Genomic DNA, 25,745 nt, shown 5'->3' with positions numbered 1-25,745 from the left:
TTACAGACGCATCGGCATGACAACGTAAGCCGAATCGTCATTGTCGGACTCTTGCACCAGCGCACTGCTGTTGGAGTCGGACAGGATCAGGCGAACCTGCTCGGTGGTCATCACGCCCAGCACGTCGAGCAGATAGCTGACGTTGAAGCCGATCTCCAGCGAGCCGCCGTTGTATTCAACGCCCACTTCTTCTTCCGCTTCTTCCTGCTCCGGGTTGTTGGCCTGGATCTTCAACTGACCGCTGGCCAGTTGCAGACGGATACCGCGGTACTTCTCGTTGGACAGAATCGCGGTACGGCTGAACGCTTCACGCAACGCCTGACGATCGCCGAGTACCAGCTTGTCACCACCTTTCGGCAGGACGCGCTCGTAATCCGGGAATTTACCGTCGACCAGTTTCGAGGTGAAAGTGAACTCGCCAGTGGTGGCGCGGATGTGGTGCTGGCCGAGGACGATGCTGACATTGCCATCCGGCTCGGTGAGCAGACGCGCCAGCTCGAGGATACCTTTGCGCGGCACGATCACCTGATGGCGATCCGGCTGACCGATATCGGCCTGCATCGAGCACATCGCCAGACGGTGTCCGTCGGTGGCCACGGCGCGGATCACACCAGCGGAAACTTCCAGCAGCATGCCGTTGAGGTAGTAACGCACGTCCTGCTGGGCCATGGCGAAGCTGGTGCGTTCGATCAGACGACGCAGTTTGCTTTGCTCCAGGCTGCAGGTCAGCGAGCCCGGGCCTTCTTCGACGGTCGGGAAATCGTTGGCCGGCAGGGTCGACAGGGTGAAGCGGCTACGGCCGGCCTTTACCACCAGCTTCTGCTCGTCGACCTTGATGTCGATCAGCGCATCGTTGGGCAGGCTTTTGCAGATATCCATCAGCTTGCGCGCCGGCACGGTGATGGAACCGGTTTCGGCCGGCTCTTCGAGTTGCACACGACCGACCAGCTCGACTTCCAGGTCGGTACCGGTCAGCGACAGTTGCTGGCCTTCGACGACCAACAGCACGTTGGACAGTACCGGCAAGGTCTGTCGGCGCTCGACGACGCCTGCGACCAGTTGCAGGGGTTTCAACAGGGCTTCGCGTTGAATGGTGAAATGCATGGTCTAGTCCCTTGCCTTAATAAGCTGCGCTGGTGTTCATCAAGTGGTCAGTGTACGCAGCAGGTTCTTGTAGTCCTCGCGGATGTCCGCGTCGGATTCCTTAAGTTCGTTGATCTTGCGGCAGGCGTGCAGCACGGTGGTGTGGTCGCGGCCGCCAAACACATCGCCGATTTCCGGCAGGCTGTGGTTGGTCAGTTCCTTGGACAACGCCATGGCCACCTGACGCGGACGAGCCACCGAGCGCGAGCGGCGCTTGGACAGCAGGTCGGAAATCTTGATCTTGTAATACTCGGCGACGGTGCGCTGAATGTTATCCACAGAAACAAGTTTGTCCTGCAACGCCAGCAAGTCTTTGAGGGATTCGCGAATCAGCTCGATGGTGATGTCGCGGCCCATGAAGTGCGAGTGAGCGATCACACGTTTCAGCGCGCCTTCCAGCTCACGAACGTTCGAGCGGATGCGCTGGGCGATGAAGAACGCGGCGTCATGGGGCAACTCGACTTTGGCCTGATCGGCCTTCTTCATCAGGATCGCCACGCGGGTTTCCAGCTCAGGCGGCTCGACCGCAACGGTCAGGCCCCAGCCGAAGCGGGATTTGAGGCGTTCTTCAAGGCCCTCGATTTCTTTCGGGTAGCGGTCACTGGTGAGAATGACCTGCTGACCACCTTCAAGCAGCGCGTTGAAGGTGTGGAAAAACTCTTCCTGGGAACGCTCCTTGCGGGCGAAGAACTGAATATCGTCGATCAACAAGGCGTCCACCGAACGGTAGAAACGCTTGAATTCGTTGATGGCGTTCAGTTGCAGCGCTTTGACCATGTCGGCCACGAAACGCTCGGAATGCAGGTACACGACCTTGGCATTCGGATTCTTCTTTAATAGATGGTTGCCCACTGCGTGCATCAAGTGGGTTTTACCCAGGCCGACGCCACCATAAAGGAACAGCGGGTTATAGCCGTGCTTGGGATTGTCCGCCACCTGCCAGGCCGCCGCACGGGCGAGCTGGTTGGATTTACCTTCAACAAAATTCTCGAAGGTGAACGTGCGGTTCAGGTAACTGGTGTGCTTGAGCGCACCTTCTACCTGCACGGTGCGCTGCTCCGCGCGAACCGGGGCCTGCTGCGAAGCAGCACCCGCCATCGGGTCGAAGCTGTCGCGGGAAGGTTCTTCGCTGACTTCAGCGGCCTTCTGTGTGGAACGTTTGGCCGGAGCAGGGGCTGGCGTCGGTGCCGGATTGCTCGGCGGCACATTATTGGCCTGCGCCTGAGCAACCTGCGCGGCCGCCAGCGGCGCATTGGGTGCGGCACGAGGTGCCGAGCTGCGCTTGCTGCCTATTAACAAGGACAGCGCCGGCGTCGAGCCATTGCCGTGCTCATCCAGCAATTCAAGGACGCGGCCCAGGTACTTTTCGTTGACCCAGTCCAGCACGAAACGATTCGGTGCGTAGACGCGCAACTCGTCGCCTTCGGCTTCGACCTGTAGTGGACGGATCCAGGTGTTGAATTGTTGGGCAGGCAGCTCTTCGCGCAAAAGCTCCACGCACTGCTGCCAAAGTTCCACTGACACGGATATCCCCTAAGTTGAAAGCCGGTGAGGCAAAAACAAGCGGCCATTGTAGCGGCGAGCGATTCACTTATCCACATGCAGGTAGGTCCGTCACCATCATTTATCAACGCGTTAACGCATTAAAAGGCGACCAACGGCATGTGAATAAGCCCTGTGGATAAACGCCTCTGAGGGCACTGGACAACTGGGGGCTAAACCCGGTGGATAACCAGCCTGTGGATAACTAGCCATTCCACGCACAGCTTATCCGATAGCGCAGCACAGGCTGAACACGGTTTTCCACTGTAGTTGTCATTCTCTGTACATCCCGTGGAATAAGGCTTCATGGCAGTTATCCACAGAAGATGGCGTGTCTAGCTTTTACAAGCTTTACAGAAAAGCTTTAAATAATTCCCTTCTTTATTTCTATATCTGGCTGACAGGCGTTCAAGCTAAAAACCTGCCCGGATCTATTTATGAGGAAACGCTGGTTGGAAATTGACCTGAAGGCTTGCTTTCTCTAGAATCCCCGGTCTCTTAAAACGGGGGCCATTCCGGCCCGTTGTGGACGAACCAGGTAACACGACATGAAACGTACTTTCCAACCAAGCACAATCAAACGCGCTCGTACCCACGGTTTCCGTGCTCGCATGGCTACCAAGAACGGCCGCGCAGTCCTGTCGCGTCGTCGCGCCAAAGGTCGTGCGCGTCTGGCAGTTTGATAATCCGGTTCTGGAGGTGAGTCAGGACTTCAGTCGGGAAAAGCGTCTGCTTACCCCCCGGCATTTCAAGGCAGTCTTTGACTCCCCTACCGGCAAGGTTCCGGGGAAAAATCTCCTGCTCCTTGCACGCAACAACGATCTTGATCACCCCCGTCTCGGGCTGGTTATCGGGAAAAAGAGCGTGAAGCTCTCCGTTGAGCGCAATCGCCTCAAACGTCTGATGCGCGAATCGTTCCGTCTGCACCAGGATTCACTGGTCGGCTGGGACATCGTTATCGTCGCGCGCAAAGGTTTGGGTGATGTAGAAAACCCCGAATTGATTCAGCATTTCGGCAAACTCTGGAAGCGTCTGGCACGCAACAAGCCCGTTCCGGCAGTCAAAACCGAAACTGTAGGGGTAGACAGTACCGATGCGTAAACTGGCCCTCGTTCCGATCCAGTTTTATCGCTATGCCATTAGTCCTTTAATGGCCAGCCACTGTCGCTTCTACCCCAGTTGTTCCTGCTACGCGTATGAAGCCATTGAAAATCATGGCCTTCTGCGCGGTGGCTGGCTGACCTTTCGTCGTTTAGGTCGCTGTCATCCGTGGAATCCCGGTGGTTATGACCCGGTTCCACCTGTCCCTACCTCCCGTTCTTCTTCGATGGCCGAGTAATCATGGATATCAAACGCACGATCCTGATCGTCGCCCTGGCAATCGTGTCCTACGTCATGGTTCTTAAATGGAACCAGGATTATGGCCAGGCTGCCCTGCCGACTCAGAATGTTGCTTCCAGTACGACTACATCCGGTTTGCCGGACACCGCCACTGGCACAAATGCTGCCAGTGACGATATTCCGCGCGCCGCCAGCGATACCAGCGCACCTGCCGAAACGCCGGTCGCCGCCAGCAAGGATCTGATTCAGGTCAAGACCGATGTGCTCGATCTGGCGATCGATCCACAGGGTGGCGACGTTGCGCAACTGACTCTGCCTTTGTACCCACGTCGTCAGGATCGTCCTGACGTTCCGTTCCAGCTGTTCGATAACGGCGGCGAACGTGTATATCTGGCGCAAAGCGGTCTGATCGGTACCAACGGCCCGGATGCAAACCCGGCCGGTCGTCCGGTTTATTCCTCGGAGAAGAAGGTTTACCAACTGGCTGACGGTCAGGATCAACTCGTCGTTGACCTGAAATTCAGCAAGGACGGCGTCAACTACATCAAGCGTTTCACCATGAAACGTGGGCTGTACGACGTCGCTGTCTCCTACATTGTGGATAACCAGAGCGCTCAGCCCTGGAACGGCGCAATGTTTGCCCAGTTGAAGCGCGACGCCAGCGCTGATCCTTCGTCGACCACTGCTACTGGCACCGCGACTTACCTGGGCGCTGCCCTGTGGACAAGTTCCGAGCCGTACAAGAAAGTGTCGATGAAGGACATGGACAAGGCGCAGCTCAAGGAAACCGTCACCGGTGGTTGGGTAGCCTGGTTGCAGCACTACTTCGTGACCGCGTGGATTCCGGCCAAGGGCGAAAACAATATCGTCCAGACCCGTAAAGACAGCAAAGGCAACTACATCATCGGTTACACCGGTCCGACTCTGACCGCTGCTCCAGGTGCGAAAGTTGAAACCAGTGCTGTGCTGTACGCCGGTCCGAAGAGTCAGGCTGTACTGAAAGAGTTGTCCCCAGGTCTGGAACTGACCGTCGACTACGGCATTCTCTGGTTCATTGCCCAGCCGATCTTCTGGCTGCTGCAACATATCCACGCCATTGTCGGTAATTGGGGCTGGTCGATCATCTTCCTGACCATGCTGATCAAAGGGATCTTCTTCCCGCTGTCGGCCGCCAGCTACAAATCGATGGCGCGCATGCGTGCCGTGGCTCCGAAACTGGCTGCGCTGAAAGAGCAACATGGCGATGACCGGCAGAAAATGTCGCAGGCCATGATGGAGCTGTACAAGAAAGAGAAGATCAATCCACTGGGCGGCTGCTTGCCGATCCTCGTGCAGATGCCGGTCTTCCTGTCGCTGTACTGGGTTCTGCTGGAAAGCGTGGAAATGCGCCAGGCGCCGTTCATGCTGTGGATCACTGACCTGTCGATCAAGGATCCGTTCTTCATTCTGCCGATCATCATGGGCGCAACCATGTTCATCCAGCAGCAGCTGAACCCGACGCCTCCGGATCCGATGCAGGCGAAGGTCATGAAAATGATGCCAATCATCTTCACCTTCTTCTTCCTGTGGTTCCCGGCGGGCCTGGTGCTGTACTGGGTTGTGAACAACTGCCTGTCGATTGCACAACAGTGGTACATCACGCGTAAGATCGAAGCGGCGACGAAAAAAGCCGAGGCGTAACTTGCACTGTGGATAACACCACTCAAAACGCCCCCTAGTGGGGCGTTTTGCTATCTGCCACTTTTGTCTGGATGCCGCTTTATGAGCACACCACGTGAAACCATCGCCGCTGTCGCCACCGCTCAAGGGCGCGGCGGTGTGGGCATCGTCCGTATTTCCGGGCCGTTGGCCAGCGTTGCGGCAATAGCCATCAGCGGCCGAGAACTGAAACCGCGTTATGCCCATTACGGACCGTTTTTCAGTGACGACCAGCAGGTGCTGGACGAAGGCCTGGCTTTGTATTTTCCGGGTCCGAACTCGTTTACCGGCGAAGACGTCTTGGAATTGCAGGGCCATGGCGGCCCGATCGTTCTGGACATGTTGCTCAAGCGTTGTCTGGAACTGGGCTGCCGTCTGGCCCGTCCAGGTGAATTCAGCGAGCGCGCCTTCCTCAATGACAAACTCGATCTGGCCCAGGCCGAAGCAATCGCCGATTTGATCGAAGCCAGTTCTGCACAGGCTGCGCGCAATGCGCTGCGCTCATTGCAGGGTGCGTTTTCCCAGCGTGTGCATAACCTGACCGAGCAACTGATCGGTTTGCGTATCTACGTTGAAGCCGCCATCGACTTCCCGGAAGAGGAAATCGACTTTCTCGCCGACGGCCATGTATTGAGCATGCTCGACAAAGTACGCGATGAGTTATCCACAGTACTGCGCGAAGCAGGGCAGGGCGCGTTATTGCGTGATGGCATGACCGTCGTCATCGCTGGGCGGCCGAATGCCGGTAAATCCAGCCTGTTGAATGCATTGGCCGGTCGCGAAGCCGCCATCGTCACCGAGATTGCCGGTACTACGCGGGATATCCTGCGCGAACATATCCACATCGACGGGATGCCGTTGCATGTGGTCGATACTGCAGGACTGCGTGACACCGATGATCATGTGGAAAAGATCGGTGTGGAACGGGCGTTGAAAGCCATTGGTGAAGCGGATCGGGTTTTGCTGGTGGTCGATGCGACCGCACCGGAGGCACTGGATCCTTTTGCCTTGTGGCCAGAATTCCTTGAGTCTCGACCGGATCCGGCGAAAGTCACCCTGATCCGTAACAAGTCCGATCTGACCGGTGAAGCGATTGCTCTGGAAACCAGTGACGACGGCCACGTGACCATCAGTCTCAGCGCCAAGTCCGCTGAAGGCCTCGACCTGCTGCGTGATCATCTAAAGGCGTGCATGGGTTACGAGCAGACCTCGGAGAGCAGCTTCAGCGCACGTCGCCGGCATCTGGAGGCACTGCGCCACGCCAGCGCGGCATTGGAACATGGCCGCGCGCAACTGACCCTGGCGGGCGCTGGGGAGTTGCTCGCTGAGGATTTGCGCCAGGCTCAACATTCCCTGGGTGAAATTACCGGGGCGTTCAGTTCTGATGATTTGCTCGGACAGATTTTCTCCAGCTTCTGCATTGGCAAATAAAAGAGGGGGCTGTGGATAATTCATCCACAGCCCCTTTTTTGTTCACCAGTTATAGGACACCGTACCGAGCAAAGTACGATCCTCGCCCCAGTAACAGCGACCTGCATCGTTGCATCCCGAAACGTATTCCTTATCGAACAGGTTCTTCGCGTTCAGATCGACACTCCAGTGTGTATCGATCTGATATCCAACAGCCGCGTCGACCAATGTCACGTCGCCGGCATCCAGTTTTCCGTAGAGAGAAGGCGAAGTGTAGGCAAACGCACTGTCGAAATAACGCACGCCACCGGCCACATACAAGCCTTTCAAATCACCGTCGAGGAAGCGATATTTCGCCCAGGCCGACGCTTGATTACGCGGCACGCCGGTCATTTGGTGGCCCTTGACCAGCGACGTCGCCGAATCCTTGGTAATTTTTGCGTCGGTGTAGGTATAAGCCGCCGTGACATTGAGGTTCTGCGTCAAATTACTGTTGAGTTCCAGCTCCACCCCTTTGGCGCGGCTTTCGCCCACCTGGCGATAGGTTGACGTCGTTGCGTCGAAATAGGTGTCGTCCTTCTTGCGCAGGTCATACACCGAAGCGGTGAAAGCGGTGTCCCAGCCCATCGGTTCGTACTTCAAACCCACTTCGTACTGGCTGCTGGTGATCGGATCAAGCGGTGCGCCGGCATTGGAAATCTGCTGCACCGGCACGAACGCTGTTGAATAGCTGACATACGGCGTCATGCCGTTGTCGAACTGATACATCACGCCGCCCTGATAGGTGAACTTCTTGTCCTCGGAGCTGATGTTGCTGCCTCGCGCCACCTTGTCGCGGAAGTCACTGTCGACCCAGTCCTGGCGCCCGCCCAGCAGGAACAGCCAGTGGTCGTACTTGCTCTGAATCTGTGCATAAACACCCTTCATCTGCTGCTCGAGCAAAGTGTTCTGCACGGCAATTGGCGTGGTCGGATCGCGCAGGTAAACCGGGTTATACACATCGATCGGCCCGACAACGCCGGCATTCCAGTCCTGGTTGAACGAGGTGCGATCGTAGCTGACGCCCAACAGCACGGTGTTTTCCAGCTCGCCCGCCTCGAACTTGCCTTCGAGCTGGTTATCCAGCGAATACACCATGGATTTGTTGAAGCGATCGTAAGCGGTCACGTTCAACCGCGTGCCGAAACCGGCGTTGTTCAGATTGCCCGGCCAGGTTTCGTGGCGGGTGATGCGCGACTGCATGTAGCGCGAGTTCTGGCGGAACTGCCAGTCGTCGTTGAACGAGTGGCTGAACTCGTAACCGCTGCTCCAGGTTTCCCGTTCGAAGGTATTCCAGTCCGGGTCGCCGAGCATTGTGTCTTTGGATAATTGGCCGTTGGGATTACTCAGCAACGTGCCGGCGGCCGGCAGGCCAAGCTCCATGTTGGTGTGGTCTTTCTGGTAGTTGGCCAGCAGCGTCAGCGTATTGAAATCGTCGAAGTTCAGGGTCAGCGAAGGGGCGATATAAATCCGGTCGTCAGGAACGTGCTCGGTCTGGGTATCGGATTTGCGCCCCTGCATCACCACGCGTCCGAGAACGTTGCCGTTGTCATTGAGCGGGCCGGAGACATCTACGCCGATTTGCCGGCGATTGTTCGAGCCATAGCCCAGTTGCACTTCGCCCTGAGGCGCGGCGGTCGGGCGTTTGCTGACCAGATTGACCAGACCGCCTGGCGCATTTTCGCCATACAGCAGCGAAGACGGGCCACGGAACACCTCGACCCGCTCAAGTCCGTACGGCTCGGTGCTGGTGTCATAGCGATTGCCCTGCACGCGCAGTCCATCGCGCAGCAAACCGTAGCCGTAATCGGTGGCGTTGAAACCACGGATATAGAACGGGTCGCCAGCCAGACTGTCACCGGCGGCAAAAGGTGGGGCGAAGATCCCCGGCACGTAGCCGAGTACGTCGGTGAGTGTCTGGGATTTCTGATCCTTGATGCGCTGCCCGGTCACCACTGACACGGAACGCGGTGTTTCCGACAGCGGCGTATTGGTTTTCGTACCGATCCGGCTGTTTTGCGCCTTGTAGCCGACGTCGGCGGTGTAATCCAGATTCATTGGATTACCCAACTGCGCATTGATGTTGGTCGGCGCCAGCTCCAGGGAGTCACCGCTGGGCACGTTCTGCAGAATGTAACTGCCGGGTGCTTGTGGCACTGCCTGTAAACCCGAGCCTTGCAGCAATTGAGCGAAACCTTGTTCGACGCTGAAATCGCCATTTAAACCGGCACTGCGCAAGCGGCTGGTCTGCTGCGGCGAGAACGACAGAATCACATTGGCGGCAGCGGCGAACTGGCTCAAGGCACTATCCAGCGGGCCGGCGGCAATGGCGAAGCGCTGGGATGTCGACGCCGCGAAGGCGCTGTTGCTGATCACCAGACAAGACGCAGCGCTGGCCATCAATAAGCTGCATGCAATGCAATGTGGAGAAAAGCGCTGACGGAACGTGGGAAGACGCATGTGTGGATTAGCCCTGAAGGTGGCGAAGAGCCGCGTTTATCGCGATTACCTGTAGGGCCGGGTCAGGGCGAAAAAAGATAACCCTGCTTGAAATTATTTTTCCCCAGGCATTTTTTGATCAAGCGCTATGGCTGATCGAGATCCAATAACGGCTGAAATAACGCACGTTGATTGGCAACGAGGCCTGAAGGTTGGCCAGCACTGCGTCGGTCGAATCGAGCCGGAAAGTCCCGGAGACCCGCAGATCCCGGGCGCGGCGATCACAATGCAATACACCACTGCGATAGCGTCCCAACTCCGCGATTACATCGCCCAGGCGCGCGTCGAAAACGATCAACTGGCCGTTGATCCAGGCCACTTCTGATGACTGGAAGGAATGACTGAGGCCGATGTGCCGACTATCGAAATCCGCGCCTTCGCCTGCTTTCAGAATGAGCGCAGCAGTGGATGACTGCGCGGGTTGAACGCTGACTCGATCTTCCAGCACCCCAACTCTGGTTGAGCTGGACATCTGATGCACCGAGAACCGGGTGCCCAAAGCTTGAATCCGCCCGTCGCGGGTTTGCACATAGAACGGCCGCTGATCGCCAAGCTTGCCGGTTTGGATGAGGATTTCACCGGCACGCAGTTGAATCAGGCGTTGCGCTGCGTCGAAAGAAACATCGATGGCCGAGTCGGTATTGAGCTGGATCTGGCTGCCATCGGCCAGGCTGATGGTGCGACGCTGACCCACACCGGTTTTATAGTCGGCCCAAACGTTGCCGAGGGATGTGTGTCGTTGAGCACTCCAGCCAACGAAGCCTGTTCCCGCTGCGAGCAGCAACAGCTTGAGCACCTGCCGGCGGTGCTGACCAGTGTTATTGAGCGCACATCGTTTCAGATCCTGCGGCAGCGTACCGAGGTGGCGCTGCAATTGTTCCATCTGGTTCCACGCCGCCAGATGCGCTGGATCGCTGTCTATCCACAACTGCCAGGCCTTTTGTTCGGCAAGGCTCGGTGGCTGAGACTGAAACTGCACATACCAGCTGGCGGCAGTTTCCAATACCTGACGGTTTGCAGCGGCGGCCATCATGGCTGCGCCATGATCAGGGCGCACTCAGTCAGGGCGCGGATCATGTGTTTTTTTACTGTGGTCAGCGAGACTCTCAATTGCACGGCGATCTGTTGATAAGTCAGTCCGTCGACTTGCGAAAGCATGAAGATCTGCCGTGTTCGCGGACCCAGCCCGGTCAATGCTTTATCCACAGCGATCAGGGTTTCAATGATCAGCGCCCTGTCTTCTTCGCTAATGACTGACGCTTCCGGCCGAGCTGCGAGGGCCTGCAGATAAGCGCTTTCAATCGCCCTGCGTCTATAACGATCGATGACCAGGCCGCGCGCAATAGTCGTCAGGTAATCCCTCGGCTCACGAATATGAGCTGCATTGCGCGCCGCCAGAACTCGCAAAAACGTGTCATGCGCCACATCGGCTGCATCGCAGGCGTTGTGCAGTTTGCCATTGAGCCAACCATACAGCCACGAATGATGTTGCTCGTAGATTTGCTCGATCGCAGCGGTGTGGGCGGGTAGGGGCATGGGAGAAACTGACGTGTTAATGATAATGGCTATTATTAGCTTCTGTTACGTCCTCTCACAATAGCCATTTCCTGCAATTGGCTTGCCGAGCGTCACCAATCCCTCGCTGACGCTTTTTTTGCGTCCGGAAAAAGACATGTCGGCGATTTTCTGTGGATTAAGCCCTGTGAATAACTGCTCCTGAGGTCAGTTGATAAAGGGGGTTGAAAACTGGATATAACCCGCTCTGTGGATAACCTTCCCTTTCATCCACAGGCTTACACCGGTTATCCAAGGGCCTCATTGCCACATGAGCACAGAGTTTTGAACATCTGTACACACTGTAAAACACGGCCTGTAGCGATCTATCCACAGAAATGGTGCTCAGTAAGAATAAACATAAAAACAAAGGTTTTATAAATTTCTCTCTTTTTTATTCTTTTAACCTCGAGTTCTCCACAGCTGGTTAAATTTTGTGCAAAGGGTTCTTTAGAAAGGGCGAAGTCCCTATACTTGCCGACCAGGTCCAGAAACCTGGTTTCAATATTTCCTGAATGACCTACTTAAGCAGGCACGAGGTGCGTGGTGGATTTCCCTTCCCGTTTTGAAGTGATCGTCATCGGCGGCGGTCATGCCGGTACCGAGGCAGCACTGGCGTCAGCACGCATGGGGGCAAAAACCCTGTTGCTGACGCATAACGTGGAAACCCTCGGCGCCATGAGTTGCAACCCGGCCATCGGTGGCATCGGCAAAAGCCATCTGGTCAAGGAAATCGATGCCCTCGGCGGCGCGATGGCCATGGCTACCGACAAGGGCGGCATCCAGTTTCGTGTGTTGAACAGCCGCAAAGGCCCGGCAGTACGGGCGACCCGTGCGCAAGCCGACCGGATTCTCTACAAGGCCGCTGTCCGCGAAATCCTGGAAAACCAGCCGAACCTGTGGATATTTCAACAGGCTGCTGACGACCTGATCGTTGAGCAGGAGCGAGTCCGTGGTGTTGTCACACAGATGGGTCTGCGCTTCTTCGCCGATTCCGTGGTGTTGACCACTGGTACCTTCCTCGGTGGACTTATCCACATTGGTTTGCAGAATTTCTCTGGCGGTCGCGCCGGTGATCCACCGTCGATTGCTCTGGCCCACCGTCTGCGTGAGTTGCCATTGCGTGTCGGGCGCCTGAAAACCGGTACACCGCCGCGTATTGATGGCAAATCTGTGGATTTCTCGGTGATGACTGAGCAGCCGGGTGACACTCCGATCCCGGTGATGTCGTTTATGGGCAGCAAGGAGCAGCATCCCCGTCAGGTCAGCTGCTGGATCACCCATACCAATGCGCGTACCCACGAAATCATCGCGGCGAACCTTGATCGTTCGCCGATGTATTCCGCTGCCGGTGAAATCGAAGGTGTCGGCCCGCGTTATTGCCCGTCGATCGAAGACAAGATTCATCGCTTTGCCGACAAGGAAAGCCATCAGGTGTTCATCGAACCGGAAGGTCTGACCACCCATGAGCTGTATCCGAACGGGATATCCACAAGCCTGCCGTTCGACGTGCAATTGCAGATCGTGCAGTCGATCCGCGGTATGGAAAACGCGCACATCGTGCGTCCGGGTTATGCGATCGAGTACGACTACTTCGATCCCCGCGACCTCAAGTACAGCCTGGAAACCAAAGTCATCGGCGGTCTGTTCTTCGCCGGGCAGATCAACGGCACCACCGGTTACGAAGAAGCCGGCGCTCAAGGTCTGCTCGCCGGCGCCAACGCTGCGCTGCGGGCCAAGGGCAAAGAAGCCTGGTGTCCGCGCCGCGATGAAGCGTACATCGGCGTTCTGGTCGACGACCTGATCACCCTCGGTACCCAAGAGCCGTACCGCATGTTCACCTCTCGCGCCGAGTACCGCCTGATTCTGCGCGAAGACAACGCCGACCTGCGTCTGACCGAAAAAGGGCGCGAGCTCGGTCTGGTCGATGACGCGCGCTGGGCGGCCTTCTGCAAGAAACGCGAAAGCATTGAGCTTGAAGAGCAGCGCCTGAAAAGCACTTGGGTGCGGCCAAATACTCCGCAGGGCGATGCTATTGCTGACAAGTTCGGCACGCCGCTGACCCACGAATACAACTTGCTCAACCTGTTGAGCCGTCCGGAAATCGATTACGCCGGTCTGGTCGAAGTGACCGGGCAGGGCGCCGAAGATCCACAGGTCGCCGAGCAGGTTGAGATCAAGACCAAATACGCCGGTTACATCGACCGCCAACAGGACGAAATCGCTCGTCTGCGCGCCAGCGAAGACACAAAATTGCCTGTGGATATCGATTACACCAACATCTCCGGTCTGTCCAAGGAGATCCAGAGCAAGCTCGGCGCCACACGTCCCGAAACGCTGGGCCAGGCTTCGCGGATCCCGGGCGTAACCCCGGCGGCGATTTCGCTGTTGATGATTCATTTGAAAAAACGCGGCGCGGGCCGTCAGTTGGAGCAAAGCGCTTGAGTGCCAAGGTCACTTCGCAACACGCCGAAGAGTTATCCACAGGAGCCCGCGAGCTCGGTGTCAATCTCACAGAAACCCAGCACAAATTGCTGCTGGGTTACCTGGCCCTGTTGATCAAATGGAACCAGGCCTACAACCTGACCGCCGTGCGCGATCCGGACGAAATGGTTTCGCGGCACTTGCTCGATAGTCTCAGCGTGATGTCGTTTATCGAAAACGGTCGCTGGCTCGATGTCGGCAGTGGTGGTGGCATGCCTGGTATTCCGCTGGCGATCCTGTATCCGGACTCGCAGGTGACCTGTCTGGACAGCAATGGCAAGAAAACCCGCTTTCTGACTCAGGTCAAACTCGAACTGAAGCTGGATAACCTGCAAGTTATCCACAGTCGCGTCGAAGCGTTCCAGCCTGCGCAGCCATTCAACGGGATCATTTCCCGGGCCTTCAGCAGCATGGAAAACTTCACCAACTGGACTCGCCACTTGGGCGATGCCGATACACGCTGGCTGGCAATGAAGGGCGTTCATCCGGCCGATGAGCTGGTAGCATTGCCGGCAGATTTCAAACTCGATAGCGAACACGCCCTGGCCGTCCCCGGTTGCCAAGGCCAACGCCATCTGCTGATACTGCGCCGCACGGCATGATTGGGAACACAAGCAAGAATGGCTAAGGTATTCGCGATAGCGAACCAGAAGGGTGGTGTGGGCAAAACCACCACCTGCATCAACCTCGCAGCATCCCTGGTCGCGACCAAGCGACGGGTGCTGTTGATCGATCTCGATCCACAGGGCAACGCCACCATGGGTAGCGGTGTGGATAAACATGGTCTGGAAAACTCGGTCTACGATCTGCTGATCGGTGAATGCGATCTGGGTCAGGCCATGCACTTCTCCGAGCACGGCGGTTATCAATTGCTGCCGGCCAACCGCGATCTGACCGCGGCCGAAGTGGTGCTGCTGGAAATGCAGATGAAGGAAAGCCGTCTGCGCAGCGCGCTGGCGCCGATCCGTGACAACTACGATTACATTTTGATCGACTGCCCACCGTCGCTGTCGATGCTCACACTCAACGCACTGGTCGCCGCTGACGGGGTGATTATCCCCATGCAGTGCGAATACTTTGCGCTGGAAGGTTTGAGCGACCTTGTGGATAACATCAAGCGCATCGCCGAGTTGCTCAACCCGAACCTGAAAGTCGAAGGCCTGCTGCGGACCATGTACGACCCGCGCCTGAGCCTGATGAACGATGTTTCGGCGCAGCTCAAGGAACACTTCGGCGATCAGCTGTACGACACGGTGATCCCGCGCAACATTCGCTTGGCCGAAGCACCGAGCTACGGCATGCCGGCGCTGGCTTACGACAAGCAATCGCGTGGTGCCCTGGCCTATCTGGCTCTGGCAGGCGAGATGGTTCGTCGTCAGCGCAAAAATTCACGCATTGCTGCTGCTCAGCCAACTTAAGGAATCCCCATGGCCGTCAAGAAACGAGGTCTCGGACGTGGACTGGATGCACTGCTGAGTGGTCCGACGGTCAGCGCGCTGGAAGAACAAGCCGCGCAGGCCGACACCCGCGAACTGCAACACCTGCCGCTGGACCTGCTGCAGCGTGGCAAATATCAGCCGCGCCGTGACATGGACCCGCAGGCCCTGGAAGAGCTGGCGCAGTCGATCAAGGCCCAAGGCGTGATGCAGCCGATCGTGGTGCGCCCGATTGGCGGCGGTCGGTTTGAGATCATTGCCGGTGAACGCCGCTGGCGCGCCAGTCAGCAGGCCGGGCAGGAAACCATCCCGGCGATGGTTCGCGATGTGCCGGATGAAACCGCCATTGCGATTGCGCTGATCGAGAACATCCAGCGTGAAGACCTCAACCCGATCGAAGAAGCCGTCGCCTTGCAGCGCTTGCAGCAGGAATTCCAGCTGACTCAGCAGCAGGTTGCCGAGGCTGTGGGTAAGTCGCGGGTGACTGTGGCTAACCTGTTGCGACTTATTGCACTGCCTGAAGTGATCAAGACAATGCTGTCGCACGGTGACCTGGAAATGGGTCACGCGCGTGCCTTGCTCGGTCTGCCGGACAATCAGCAGGTCGAAGGGGCGCGACATGTTGTCGCACGAGGGCTGACCGTGCGCCAAACCGAGGCACTGGTTCGCCAGTGGTTGAGTGGCAAACCGGAGCCTGTGGAAGCTGCCAAACCCGACCCGGACATCGCTCGCCTCGAGCAGCGTTTGGCCGAGCGCCTAGGCTCTGCGGTGCAGATTCGCCATGGCAAGAAGGGCAAGGGCCAATTGGTGATTGGTTATAACTCGCTCGACGAGCTTCAAGGTGTGCTCGCACACATCCGCTGAAACATTTCCTCATGTAGCGCGCAGTCGGAAATCACTACCTGACAGTTGAATAGGGGCAGAACCGCCCCTATACTCTGCGCGCATTTTGTCGGCACAAATTATGCCAAGTTATTGAATTTCGGCAGCCGACCATTGGAGAGCAACTGTGATGGAAACCCGCACGCCAAACCGCTTGCCTTTCCATCGCCTGGCGGTTTTTCCGGTGTTGATGGCTCAATTTGTCATTCTGCTCATTGCCGCTTTGGCGCTCTGGCAATGGCATGGAGTCGTTGCCGGATACTCGGGACTTTGCGGAGGCCTGATAGCCTTGCTGCCCAATGTTTATTTCGCTCACAGGGCATTTCGGTTTTCCGGCGCCCGAGCAGCCCAGTCCATCGTCCGGTCTTTTTATGCCGGCGAGGCAGGCAAACTTATTTTGACGGCAGTGCTGTTTGCACTGGTGTTCGCAGGTGTGAAGCCACTGGCGCCGATCGCAGTATTCGGCGTGTTCGTGCTGACGCAGTCGGTCAGCTGGTTCGCTCCCCTGCTGATGAGAACAAGACTTTCGAGACCTTAGGGCGTTTGAGGCAACCATGGCAGAGACAACCGCTTCGGGCTATATCCAGCACCACTTGCAGAACCTGACTTTCGGTCAGCTACCCAACGGCGGCTGGGGCTTTGCCCACACCGCAGCAGAAGCCAAGGAAATGGGCTTCTGGGCTTTCCACGTCGATACCCTCGGCTGGTCGGTCGCGCTGGGTCTGATCTTCGTTCTTCTTTTCCGCATGGCGGCAAAGAAAGCGACTTCGGGTCAGCCGGGTGCCTTGCAGAACTTCGTTGAAGTATTGGTCGAATTCGTCGATGGCAGCGTGAAAGACAGCTTCCATGGCCGTAGCCCGGTGATTGCACCGCTGGCACTGACCATCTTCGTCTGGGTGTTCCTGATGAACGCCGTCGACCTGGTACCGGTCGACTGGATTCCTCAGCTGGCCATCCTGATCTCCGGCGATGCCCACATCCCGTTCCGCGCCGTGTCGACTACCGACCCGAACGCGACTCTGGGCATGGCGTTCTCGGTGTTCGCACTGATCATTTTCTACAGCATCAAGGTCAAGGGCATCGGTGGCTTCATCGGCGAACTGACCCTGCACCCGTTCGGCAGCAAGAACATCTTCGTTCAGGCCCTGCTGATCCCGGTGAACTTCCTGCTGGAATTCGTCACCCTGATCGCCAAGCCGATCTCTCTGGCTCTGCGTCTGTTCGGCAACATGTATGCCGGCGAGCTGGTGTTCATTCTGATCGCTGTGATGTTCGGCAGCGGCCTGCTCTGGCTCAGCGGCCTGGGCGTTGTTCTGCAGTGGGCGTGGGCTGTATTCCACATCCTGATCATCACCCTGCAGGCGTTCATCTTCATGATGCTGACCATCGTCTACCTGTCGATGGCGCACGAAGAAAACCATTAAGACCAGTCTCGACTAGTCTGATGTTCCTCCCGGTCAAACGGGAGGGAGCTCCTTGCGGGGCAGCTGAAACGATTTGTTTTACCGCTTTAATCTAAAAAACCTAAACCATACGACGTAAAAGTCGGGAGGAAAGATGGAAACTGTAGTTGGTCTAACCGCTATCGCTGTTGCACTGTTGATCGGCCTGGGCGCACTGGGTACCGCAATTGGTTTCGGCCTGCTGGGCGGCAAGTTCCTGGAAGGCGCAGCGCGTCAGCCAGAAATGGTTCCAATGCTGCAAGTAAAAATGTTCATCGTTGCCGGTCTGCTCGACGCCGTAACCATGATCGGTGTTGGTATCGCTCTGTTCTTCACCTTTGCGAACCCGTTCGTTGGTCAGATCGCTGGCTGATTACTCGGATCTTCCGGGTAATTTGGTGTGATGGACAACGTAACTGCGAGGTGTTGGCGTGAACATTAATGCGACCCTGATTGGCCAGTCCGTTGCGTTCCTGATTTTTGTACTGTTCTGCATGAAGTATGTATGGCCTCCGGTCATCGCTGCTCTGCACGAACGTCAAAAGAAGATCGCTGATGGTCTGGACGCTGCCAGCCGTGCAGCTCGCGACCTGGAGTTGGCCCAAGAGAAAGCGGGTCAGCAACTGCGCGAAGCGAAAGCTCAGGCAGCTGAAATCATCGAGCAAGCCAAGAAACGCGGTAACCAGATCGTCGAAGAGGCTGTTGAAAAAGCCCGTATCGACGCTGACCGTGTGAAGGTTCAGGCTCAAGCCGAGATCGAACAGGAACTGAACAGCGTCAAAGACAAGCTGCGTGCCCAAGTGGGCTTGCTGGCTGTTGGCGGCGCCGAGAAGATCCTGGGTGCCACAATCGATCAAAACGCGCACGCAGAGCTGGTTAACCAACTGGCTGCTGAAATCTAAGCGAGGGCGATCATGGCAGAACTGACCACGTTGGCCCGACCTTACGCTAAGGCGGCCTTCGAGCACGCTCAGGCCCACCAGCAACTGGCCAATTGGTCAGCCATGCTCGGCCTGGCAGCAGCGGTGTCGCAAGACGACACCCTGCAGCGCGTGCTCAAGGCCCCGCGACTGACGAGCGCAGAAAAGGCCGCCACGTTCATTGACGTGTGCGGCGACAAGTTTGATGAAAAGGCACGCAATTTCATCAACGTCGTTGCCGAGAACGACCGTCTCCTGCTTCTGCCGGAGATCGCCGCTCTGTTCGACCTGTACAAGGCCGAACAAGAGAAATCGGTAGACGTTGAAGTGACCAGTGCATTTGCATTGAACCAAGAACAGCAAGACAAACTCGCCAAGGTTCTCAGTGCACGACTCAACCGGGAAGTGCGCCTGCAAGTTGCGGAGGACGCTGCCTTGATTGGTGGTGTCGTGATCCGCGCCGGCGACCTGGTTATCGATGGCTCGATTCGCGGCAAAATCGCGAAACTTGCCGAAGCATTGAAATCTTGAGTTTGAAGGGGCAGCAGAGCAATGCAGCAACTCAATCCTTCCGAAATAAGTGAAATTATCAAGGGCCGCATCGACAAGCTCGATGTGACCTCCCAAGCCCGTAACGAAGGCACTGTCGTCAGCGTATCTGACGGCATCGTGCGGATTCACGGTCTGGCCGACGTCATGTACGGCGAGATGATCGAGTTTCCGGGCGGCGTCTACGGTATGGCTCTCAACCTGGAGCAGGACTCCGTAGGTGCCGTGGTATTGGGCTCCTACCAGTCGCTGGCTGAAGGCATGAGCGCCAAGTGCACCGGCCGCATCCTCGAAGTTCCTGTTGGTAAGGAATTGCTGGGCCGCGTAGTCGATGCTCTGGGTAACCCTGTTGACGGCAAAGGTCCACTGGGCAACACCGAGACCGACGCGGTCGAGAAAGTTGCTCCAGGCGTGATCTGGCGTAAGTCGGTAGACCAGCCTGTACAGACTGGCTACAAGGCTGTCGATGCCATGATCCCTGTCGGCCGTGGCCAGCGTGAGCTGATCATCGGTGACCGTCAGATCGGTAAAACCGCTCTGGCGATCGACGCGATCATCAACCAGAAAGACAGCGGCATTTTCTGCGTCTACGTAGCCATCGGTCAGAAGCAATCGACCATCGCCAACGTGGTTCGCAAGCTGGAAGAAAACGGCGCCCTGGCCAACACGATCATCGTGGCTGCCAGTGCTTCGGAATCTCCTGCGCTGCAATTCCTGGCACCGTACTCCGGTTGCACCATGGGTGAATTCTTCCGCGACCGCGGTGAAGACGCGCTGATCGTTTATGACGATCTGTCCAAGCAGGCAGTGGCTTACCGCCAGATTTCCCTGCTGCTGCGCCGTCCACCAGGCCGTGAAGCTTACCCAGGCGACGTGTTCTATCTCCACTCCCGTCTGCTGGAGCGCGCATCCCGCGTTTCGGAAGAATACGTAGAGAAGTTCACCAACGGCGCAGTGACCGGCAAAACCGGTTCCCTGACCGCACTGCCGATCATCGAAACCCAGGCTGGCGACGTTTCCGCGTTCGTTCCGACCAACGTGATTTCCATCACCGACGGTCAGATCTTCCTGGAATCGGCCATGTTCAACTCGGGCATCCGCCCTGCAGTGAACGCCGGTGTTTCGGTATCCCGTGTGGGTGGTGCCGCTCAGACCAAGATCATCAAGAAGCTCTCCGGTGGTATCCGTACCGCTCTGGCTCAGTACCGTGAACTGGCGGCATTCGCCCAGTTCGCTTCTGACCTGGACGAAGCGACCCGCAAGCAACTTGAGCATGGTCAGCGCGTTACCGAGCTGATGAAGCAGAAGCAATACGCACCAATGTCGATCGCTGACATGGCGCTGTCGCTGTATGCCGCTGAGCGTGGGTTCCTGACTGACATTGAAATCGCCAAGGTCGGCAGCTTCGAACAAGCGCTGATTGCTTTCTTCAACCGCGATCACGCCGATTTGATGGCCAAGATCAACGTTAAAGGTGACTTCAATGACGAAATCGACGCTGGCATGAAAGCCGGTATCGAGAAGTTCAAGGCCACCCAAACCTGGTAAGCCGCAGCGGGAGCCGCGAGGCTCCCGCTTGCTAACCTGATAGGTGTTACATGGCAGGCGCAAAAGAGATTCGCAGTAAGATTGCGAGCATCAAAAGCACGCAAAAGATTACCAGCGCCATGGAAAAAGTGGCGGTCAGCAAAATGCGCAAGGCACAAATGCGCATGGCTGCTAGCCGTCCTTATGCGGAGCGTATCCGCCAGGTAATTGGGCATCTGGCCAACGCCAACCCGGAATACCGCCACCCGTTCATGATCGACCGCGAAATCAAGCGCGTCGGTTATGTCGTCGTGAGCAGTGACCGTGGTCTGTGCGGCGGCTTGAACACCAACCTGTTCAAGGCCCTGGTCAAGGACATGGCGGTAAACCGCGAAAACGGCGTCGAGATTGATCTGTGTGTAGTCGGTAGCAAGGGTGCGGCCTTTTTCCGCAACTTCGGCGGTAACGTCGTTGCAGCTATCAGCCACCTGGGTGAAGAGCCGTCGATCAATGATCTGATCGGCAGCGTCAAGGTGATGCTGGATGCCTACCTGGACGGCCGTATCGACCGCCTGTCCGTGGTGTCCAACAAGTTCATCAACACCATGACACAACAGCCTACCGTGGAGCAGTTGATTCCACTGGTGGCAACCCCGGATCAGGATCTCAAGCACCACTGGGACTATCTCTACGAACCGGACGCCAAAGAGCTGCTTGACGGCTTGATGGTCCGTTACGTCGAGTCGCAGGTCTACCAGGCGGTGGTCGAGAACAACGCGGCTGAACAGGCTGCGCGGATGATCGCGATGAAGAACGCTACCGACAACGCCGGTGATTTGATCAGCGATTTGCAGCTGATCTACAACAAGGCGCGTCAGGCTGCGATCACCCAAGAGATCTCGGAAATCGTCGGCGGCGCTGCCGCGGTTTAACGGTTCAAATATTCAGAGGATCCAGCTATGAGTAGCGGACGTATCGTTCAAATCATCGGCGCCGTTATCGACGTGGAATTTCCACGCGACAGCGTACCGAGCATCTACAACGCGCTGACTGTACAAAGCGCGGCCGCAACCACTCTGGAAGTTCAGCAGCAGCTGGGCGACGGCGTGGTGCGTACCATTGCGATGGGTTCCACCGAGGGCTTGAAGCGCGGTCTGGAAGTCACCGACTCTGGCGCAGCCATCTCCGTACCGGTCGGTAAAGCGACCCTGGGCCGGATCATGGACGTCCTCGGTAACCCGATCGACGAAGCTGGCCCGATCGACACCGAAGAGCGCTGGGGCATTCACCGCGCAGCACCTTCGTTCGCCGAGCAAGCAGGCGGCAACGACCTGCTGGAAACCGGCATCAAGGTTATCGACCTGGTCTGCCCGTTCGCCAAGGGCGGTAAAGTCGGTCTGTTCGGTGGTGCCGGTGTAGGCAAAACCGTAAACATGATGGAACTGATCCGTAACATCGCCATCGAGCACAGCGGTTATTCCGTGTTCGCCGGTGTGGGTGAGCGTACTCGTGAGGGTAACGACTTCTACCACGAGATGAAGGACTCCAACGTTCTGGACAAAGTGGCACTGGTTTACGGTCAGATGAACGAGCCGCCGGGAAACCGTCTGCGCGTAGCTCTGACTGGCCTGACCATGGCCGAGAAGTTCCGTGACGAAGGTAACGACGTTCTGCTGTTCGTCGACAACATCTATCGTTACACCCTGGCCGGTACTGAAGTATCCGCACTGCTGGGCCGTATGCCTTCGGCAGTAGGTTACCAGCCGACCCTGGCTGAAGAGATGGGCGTTCTGCAAGAACGTATCACTTCGACCAAGGAAGGTTCGATCACCTCGATCCAGGCGGTATACGTACCTGCGGACGACTTGACCGACCCGTCGCCAGCGACCACCTTCGCCCACTTGGACGCCACCGTCGTTCTGTCTCGTGACATCGCTTCCCTGGGTATCTACCCGGCGGTAGATCCACTGGATTCGACTTCGCGCCAGCTGGACCCGAACGTGATCGGTCAGGACCACTACGACACCGCTCGCGGCGTTCAGTATGTTCTGCAGCGTTACAAAGAGCTGAAAGACATCATCGCGATCCTGGGTATGGACGAGCTGTCGGAAGCCGACAAACAGTTGGTTAACCGTGCTCGTAAGATCCAGCGCTTCTTGTCGCAGCCGTTCTTCGTGGCTGAAGTCTTCACCGGTGCTTCGGGTAAATACGTTTCCCTGAAAGACACCATTGCTGGCTTCAAAGGCATCCTCAACGGTGACTACGACCACCTGCCAGAACAAGCGTTCTACATGGTTGGCGGCATCGAAGAAGCGATCGAGAAAGCCAAGAAACTGTAATCCCGGCGCCCGGCAACGGGCGCTAATTTAGGTTGAGGCAATCAGATGGCTATGACAGTCCATTGCGATATCGTCAGCGCGGAAGGGGAAATCTTTTCCGGCCTGGTCGAGATGGTGATTGCGCACGGTGCACTGGGTGATCTTGGTATCGCTCTGGGTCACGCGCCGCTGATCACTAATCTCAAGCCGGGTCCGATCCGCCTGATCAAGCAAGGCGGGGAAGCCGAGGTGTTCTACATCTCCGGTGGTTTCCTCGAGGTTCAGCCGAACATGGTCAAGGTACTTGCCGATACCGTGCAACGTGCCGCCGACCTGGATGAAGCTCAGGCTCAGGCAGCTCTCAAGGCTGCCGAGAATGCCCTGAACGAAAAAGGCGCGGACTTCGATTACGGCGCCGCTGCCACTCGTCTGGCCGAGGCTGCAGCCCAGCTGCGCACCGTCCAGCAGATCCGCAAGAAGTTTGGCGGTTAATCCGTCATCCGCTTGTTGTGCGATTGATAAAAAAGGGTAGCCTCGGCTACCCTTTTTTCTTTTCCGAATTTCAAACCCGGTCGCAGTTGCTGACCACCCAGGATTGGTAGCCAGTCATGTCTCTCGAAATCGTTATCCTCGCGGCCGGTCAAGGCACGCGCATGCGCTCGGCGCTGCCCAAGGTGCTGCACCCGATTGCCGGCAACTCCATGCTCGGCCATGTTATCCACAGCGCTCGGCAACTTGATCCACAACGCATTCACGTGGTGATCGGTCACGGTGCCGATGTGGTGCGTGAGCGGCTGGCAGCTGATGACCTGAATTTCGTGTTGCAGGACAAGCAACTGGGCACTGGCCATGCCACCGCCCAGGCGGTGCCGTTCATTGATGCCGACACCGTGCTGATTCTTTACGGTGATGTGCCGCTGATCGAAGTCGAAACCCTGCAACGTCTGCTCAAGCATGTCGTGCCGGGCCAGATGGGTTTGCTCACTGTCGAGCTGGATGACCCGACCGGTTATGGCCGCATCGTGCGCGATGCCGACGGCAAGGTCGCGGCCATCGTCGAGCACAAAGACGCCAGCGAAGCGCAACGTGCGATCACCGAAGGCAACACCGGCATCCTCGCTGTGCCGGCCAATCGCCTGGCGGACTGGATGAGTCGCCTGTCGAATAACAACGCGCAGGGCGAGTACTACCTCACCGACGTGATCGAAATGGCGGTCAGCGATGGTTTGGTCGTCGCCACCGAACAACCGCACGACCCGATGGAAGTGCAGGGCGCCAACGATCGCAAGCAGCTCTCTGAACTGGAGCGTCATTACCAGTTGCGCGCCGGCCGTCGTCTGATGGCTGAGGGCGTGACCCTGCGTGACCCGGCCCGCTTCGACGTACGCGGCGAAGTCAGCGTCGGTCGCGATGTGCTGATCGACATCAACGTGATCCTCGAAGGCAAGGTCATCATCGAAGACGACGTACAGATCGGCCCGAACTGCGTGATCAAGGACAGCACCCTGCGCAAAGGCGTGGTAATCAAGGCCAACAGTCATATAGAAGGCGCCATTCTCGGTGAAGGCAGTGACGCTGGTCCCTTCGCGCGGTTACGCCCGGGCACTGTGCTCGAAGCGCGCGCCCATGTGGGTAACTTCGTTGAGCTGAAAAATGCACACATGGGCGAAGGTGCCAAGGCTGGCCACCTGACCTATCTGGGCGATGCAGAAATCGGCGCACGCACCAACATCGGCGCCGGCAGCATCACCTGCAATTACGATGGCGCGAACAAGTGGAAAACCGTGTTGGGCGCTGACGTTTTCATCGGCTCCAACAACTCGCTGGTCGCCCCTGTGGATATCTCCAACGGTGCAACCACTGCGGCCGGATCGACTATCACGCAAAATGTGGATAACGCTCAGTTGGCGGTAGGCCGAGCCCGCCAGAAGAACATCGACGGCTGGAAGCGGCCGGAAAAAATCAAAAAATCCTGATTTATCCACAATCCCCTGTAGGAGCGAGCCTGCTCGCGAATGCGGTCTCTCAGTCACGTCTTGAGTGGCTAGGACTCCCCTTTCGCGAGCGGGCTCGCCCCACAGTCATTTCAATTTTTCTGAATTTTTCTCCCCGCGTCTTGACGGCAACCTTTCGATAGAGTTTCATTGCTTGCGTTATCTTTCGAATCGAAACTTAAGCTGCCATGTCCAAGCGCAATACTCCTCAACGTCGCCATAACATCCTCGCCTTGCTCAATGAGCAGGGCGAAGTCAGTGTCGACGAGCTGGCCAAGCGTTTCGAAACTTCGGAAGTTACGATTCGCAAGGATCTCGCCGCGCTGGAAACCCATGGTCTATTGCTGCGTCGTTACGGCGGTGCGATCACCATGCCGCAAGAGCTGGTCGCAGAAACGGCGCAGAGTATTTCCAAATACAAACAGGCGATCGCTCGCGCGGCGGTAAAACGCATCCGCGAGCACGCGCGCATCATCATCGACAGCGGCAGCACCACCGCCGCGATGATTCCCGAGCTGGGCCAGCAACCGGGTCTGGTGGTGATGACCAACTCGCTGCATGTTGCCAACGCCTTGAGCGAACTGGAACACGAGCCGGTGCTGCTGATGACCGGTGGCACCTGGGATCCGCACTCGGAATCCTTTCAGGGCCAGGTCGCCGAGCAGGTACTACGCTCTTACGACTTCGACCAACTGTTCATCGGCGCCGACGGTATCGATCTGGTTCGCGGCACCACAACCTTTAACGAGTTGCTCGGCCTCAGCCGGGTGATGGCCGACGTTGCGCGAGAAGTGATCGTCATGGTCGAGGCCGACAAGATCGGTCGCAAGATTCCCAACCTGGAGCTGCCCTGGAGCAGCATCCATACCCTCATTACCGATGATCGCCTGCCCGTCGAGGCACGCGATCAGCTTCAGGCCCGTGGGATCACGTTGATCTGTGCGGCTGTCAGTCAGGAGAAATAACC

The 25,745-nt window shown here is 57.3% G+C and carries 25 protein-coding genes; 20 read left to right on the top strand and 5 right to left on the bottom strand.

Going from position 1 to position 25,745, the window contains the following annotated elements:
- On the bottom strand, positions 1 to 1,104 hold the full coding sequence (gene dnaN, locus AB4N85_RS21840) for a DNA polymerase III subunit beta (protein ID WP_016772390.1): 1,104 nt from the start codon (positions 1,102 to 1,104) through the stop codon (positions 1 to 3).
- A gap of 39 nt (positions 1,105 to 1,143) precedes the next feature.
- Positions 1,144 to 2,667: a chromosomal replication initiator protein DnaA gene (gene dnaA / locus AB4N85_RS21835; RefSeq protein WP_252868523.1), complete on the bottom strand. Its 1,524-nt coding sequence runs from the start codon at positions 2,665 to 2,667 to the stop codon at positions 1,144 to 1,146.
- A 566-nt stretch (positions 2,668 to 3,233) separates the two neighbouring features.
- On the opposite strand from dnaA, the gene rpmH reads away from it, so the two are divergent.
- The 5 genes from rpmH to mnmE all read left to right on the top strand — a co-directional run bounded on the left by rpmH (position 3,234) and on the right by mnmE (position 7,155).
- Complete coding sequence (rpmH, locus tag AB4N85_RS21830; protein WP_003213577.1) at positions 3,234 to 3,368, top strand: 50S ribosomal protein L34; 135 nt, start codon at positions 3,234 to 3,236, stop codon at positions 3,366 to 3,368.
- Positions 3,369 to 3,384: 16 nt separating this feature from the next.
- Entirely contained in the window at positions 3,385 to 3,786 is a 402-nt protein-coding gene (gene rnpA, locus AB4N85_RS21825; protein WP_024014946.1) for a ribonuclease P protein component, read from the top strand.
- Complete coding sequence (gene yidD / locus AB4N85_RS21820) at positions 3,779 to 4,024, top strand: membrane protein insertion efficiency factor YidD (protein WP_027901580.1); 246 nt, start codon at positions 3,779 to 3,781, stop codon at positions 4,022 to 4,024. Before rnpA ends, yidD begins: the two co-directional genes overlap by 8 nt.
- A 2-nt stretch (positions 4,025 to 4,026) precedes the next feature.
- Positions 4,027 to 5,706 carry a membrane protein insertase YidC gene (yidC, locus tag AB4N85_RS21815; RefSeq protein WP_041476523.1) on the top strand — a complete coding sequence of 560 codons (1,680 nt, stop codon included), beginning with the start codon at positions 4,027 to 4,029 and terminating at the stop codon, positions 5,704 to 5,706.
- 81 nt (positions 5,707 to 5,787) lie between these two features.
- Entirely contained in the window at positions 5,788 to 7,155 is a 1,368-nt protein-coding gene (gene mnmE, locus AB4N85_RS21810; protein WP_460065821.1) for a tRNA uridine-5-carboxymethylaminomethyl(34) synthesis GTPase MnmE, read from the top strand.
- A 42-nt stretch (positions 7,156 to 7,197) separates the two neighbouring features.
- On the opposite strand, the gene AB4N85_RS21805 is transcribed toward mnmE, so the two are convergent.
- The 3 genes from AB4N85_RS21805 to AB4N85_RS21795 all read right to left on the bottom strand — a co-directional run bounded on the left by AB4N85_RS21805 (position 7,198) and on the right by AB4N85_RS21795 (position 11,208).
- Positions 7,198 to 9,633: a TonB-dependent siderophore receptor gene (locus tag AB4N85_RS21805; protein ID WP_252868521.1), complete on the bottom strand. Its 2,436-nt coding sequence runs from the start codon at positions 9,631 to 9,633 to the stop codon at positions 7,198 to 7,200.
- Between the two features lie 118 nt (positions 9,634 to 9,751).
- On the bottom strand, positions 9,752 to 10,702 hold the full coding sequence (locus AB4N85_RS21800) for a FecR domain-containing protein (RefSeq protein ID WP_236167837.1): 951 nt from the start codon (positions 10,700 to 10,702) through the stop codon (positions 9,752 to 9,754).
- Positions 10,702 to 11,208 (bottom strand): sigma-70 family RNA polymerase sigma factor, encoded by a 507-nt coding sequence (locus tag AB4N85_RS21795; protein ID WP_252868520.1) that lies wholly within the window; start codon positions 11,206 to 11,208, stop codon positions 10,702 to 10,704. Before AB4N85_RS21795 ends, AB4N85_RS21800 begins: the two co-directional genes overlap by 1 nt.
- Positions 11,209 to 11,772: 564 nt before the next feature.
- Here AB4N85_RS21795 and mnmG point away from each other — a divergent pair.
- The 15 genes from mnmG (at position 11,773) to AB4N85_RS21720 (ending at position 25,743) form a co-directional block, all read left to right on the top strand.
- Positions 11,773 to 13,671: a tRNA uridine-5-carboxymethylaminomethyl(34) synthesis enzyme MnmG gene (mnmG, locus tag AB4N85_RS21790; RefSeq protein WP_252868519.1), complete on the top strand. Its 1,899-nt coding sequence runs from the start codon at positions 11,773 to 11,775 to the stop codon at positions 13,669 to 13,671.
- Positions 13,668 to 14,312, top strand: coding sequence for a 16S rRNA (guanine(527)-N(7))-methyltransferase RsmG (rsmG, locus tag AB4N85_RS21785; RefSeq protein ID WP_095182341.1), 645 nt, complete (start codon positions 13,668 to 13,670; stop codon positions 14,310 to 14,312). The genes mnmG and rsmG overlap by 4 nt, the downstream gene beginning before the upstream one ends.
- 18 nt (positions 14,313 to 14,330) lie before the next feature.
- The gene (locus AB4N85_RS21780; protein WP_016772400.1) at positions 14,331 to 15,128 is read left to right on the top strand and encodes a ParA family protein; all 798 of its coding nucleotides are present in this window, start codon (positions 14,331 to 14,333) and stop codon (positions 15,126 to 15,128) included.
- A gap of 9 nt (positions 15,129 to 15,137) precedes the next feature.
- Positions 15,138 to 16,010, top strand: a complete 873-nt coding sequence (locus AB4N85_RS21775; RefSeq protein ID WP_007960777.1) for a ParB/RepB/Spo0J family partition protein — start codon at positions 15,138 to 15,140, stop codon at positions 16,008 to 16,010.
- A 148-nt stretch (positions 16,011 to 16,158) separates the two neighbouring features.
- Positions 16,159 to 16,566 carry a F0F1 ATP synthase subunit I gene (locus AB4N85_RS21770; RefSeq protein ID WP_016772401.1) on the top strand — a complete coding sequence of 136 codons (408 nt, stop codon included), beginning with the start codon at positions 16,159 to 16,161 and terminating at the stop codon, positions 16,564 to 16,566.
- A 16-nt stretch (positions 16,567 to 16,582) separates the two neighbouring features.
- Positions 16,583 to 17,452 carry a F0F1 ATP synthase subunit A gene (gene atpB / locus AB4N85_RS21765; RefSeq protein ID WP_016772402.1) on the top strand — a complete coding sequence of 290 codons (870 nt, stop codon included), beginning with the start codon at positions 16,583 to 16,585 and terminating at the stop codon, positions 17,450 to 17,452.
- 133 nt (positions 17,453 to 17,585) lie between these two features.
- Positions 17,586 to 17,843, top strand: coding sequence for a F0F1 ATP synthase subunit C (gene atpE / locus AB4N85_RS21760; protein WP_003097235.1), 258 nt, complete (start codon positions 17,586 to 17,588; stop codon positions 17,841 to 17,843).
- Between the two features lie 58 nt (positions 17,844 to 17,901).
- A complete protein-coding gene (locus tag AB4N85_RS21755) occupies positions 17,902 to 18,372 on the top strand; it encodes a F0F1 ATP synthase subunit B (protein ID WP_016772403.1) in 471 nt (156 codons plus the stop codon).
- 12 nt (positions 18,373 to 18,384) lie between these two features.
- Positions 18,385 to 18,921, top strand: coding sequence for a F0F1 ATP synthase subunit delta (locus AB4N85_RS21750; RefSeq protein ID WP_016772404.1), 537 nt, complete (start codon positions 18,385 to 18,387; stop codon positions 18,919 to 18,921).
- Positions 18,922 to 18,942: 21 nt separating this feature from the next.
- Positions 18,943 to 20,487, top strand: a complete 1,545-nt coding sequence (gene atpA, locus AB4N85_RS21745) for a F0F1 ATP synthase subunit alpha (RefSeq protein WP_016772405.1) — start codon at positions 18,943 to 18,945, stop codon at positions 20,485 to 20,487.
- A 50-nt stretch (positions 20,488 to 20,537) separates the two neighbouring features.
- A complete protein-coding gene (gene atpG / locus AB4N85_RS21740; protein ID WP_007911960.1) occupies positions 20,538 to 21,398 on the top strand; it encodes a F0F1 ATP synthase subunit gamma in 861 nt (286 codons plus the stop codon).
- Between the two features lie 27 nt (positions 21,399 to 21,425).
- Complete coding sequence (atpD, locus tag AB4N85_RS21735) at positions 21,426 to 22,805, top strand: F0F1 ATP synthase subunit beta (RefSeq protein ID WP_016772406.1); 1,380 nt, start codon at positions 21,426 to 21,428, stop codon at positions 22,803 to 22,805.
- Positions 22,806 to 22,850: 45 nt separating this feature from the next.
- Positions 22,851 to 23,276, top strand: coding sequence for a F0F1 ATP synthase subunit epsilon (locus AB4N85_RS21730; RefSeq protein ID WP_016772407.1), 426 nt, complete (start codon positions 22,851 to 22,853; stop codon positions 23,274 to 23,276).
- 116 nt (positions 23,277 to 23,392) lie between these two features.
- The gene (glmU, locus tag AB4N85_RS21725; RefSeq protein ID WP_252877165.1) at positions 23,393 to 24,760 is read left to right on the top strand and encodes a bifunctional UDP-N-acetylglucosamine diphosphorylase/glucosamine-1-phosphate N-acetyltransferase GlmU; all 1,368 of its coding nucleotides are present in this window, start codon (positions 23,393 to 23,395) and stop codon (positions 24,758 to 24,760) included.
- 206 nt (positions 24,761 to 24,966) lie between these two features.
- Positions 24,967 to 25,743, top strand: a complete 777-nt coding sequence (locus AB4N85_RS21720; RefSeq protein WP_041476528.1) for a DeoR/GlpR family DNA-binding transcription regulator — start codon at positions 24,967 to 24,969, stop codon at positions 25,741 to 25,743.
- Positions 25,744 to 25,745: the final 2 nt, after the last annotated feature.

It is taken from the genome of Pseudomonas sp. H1_G08, assembly GCF_054681355.1.
This window is presented reverse-complemented; position numbering and strand designations above follow the sequence as displayed.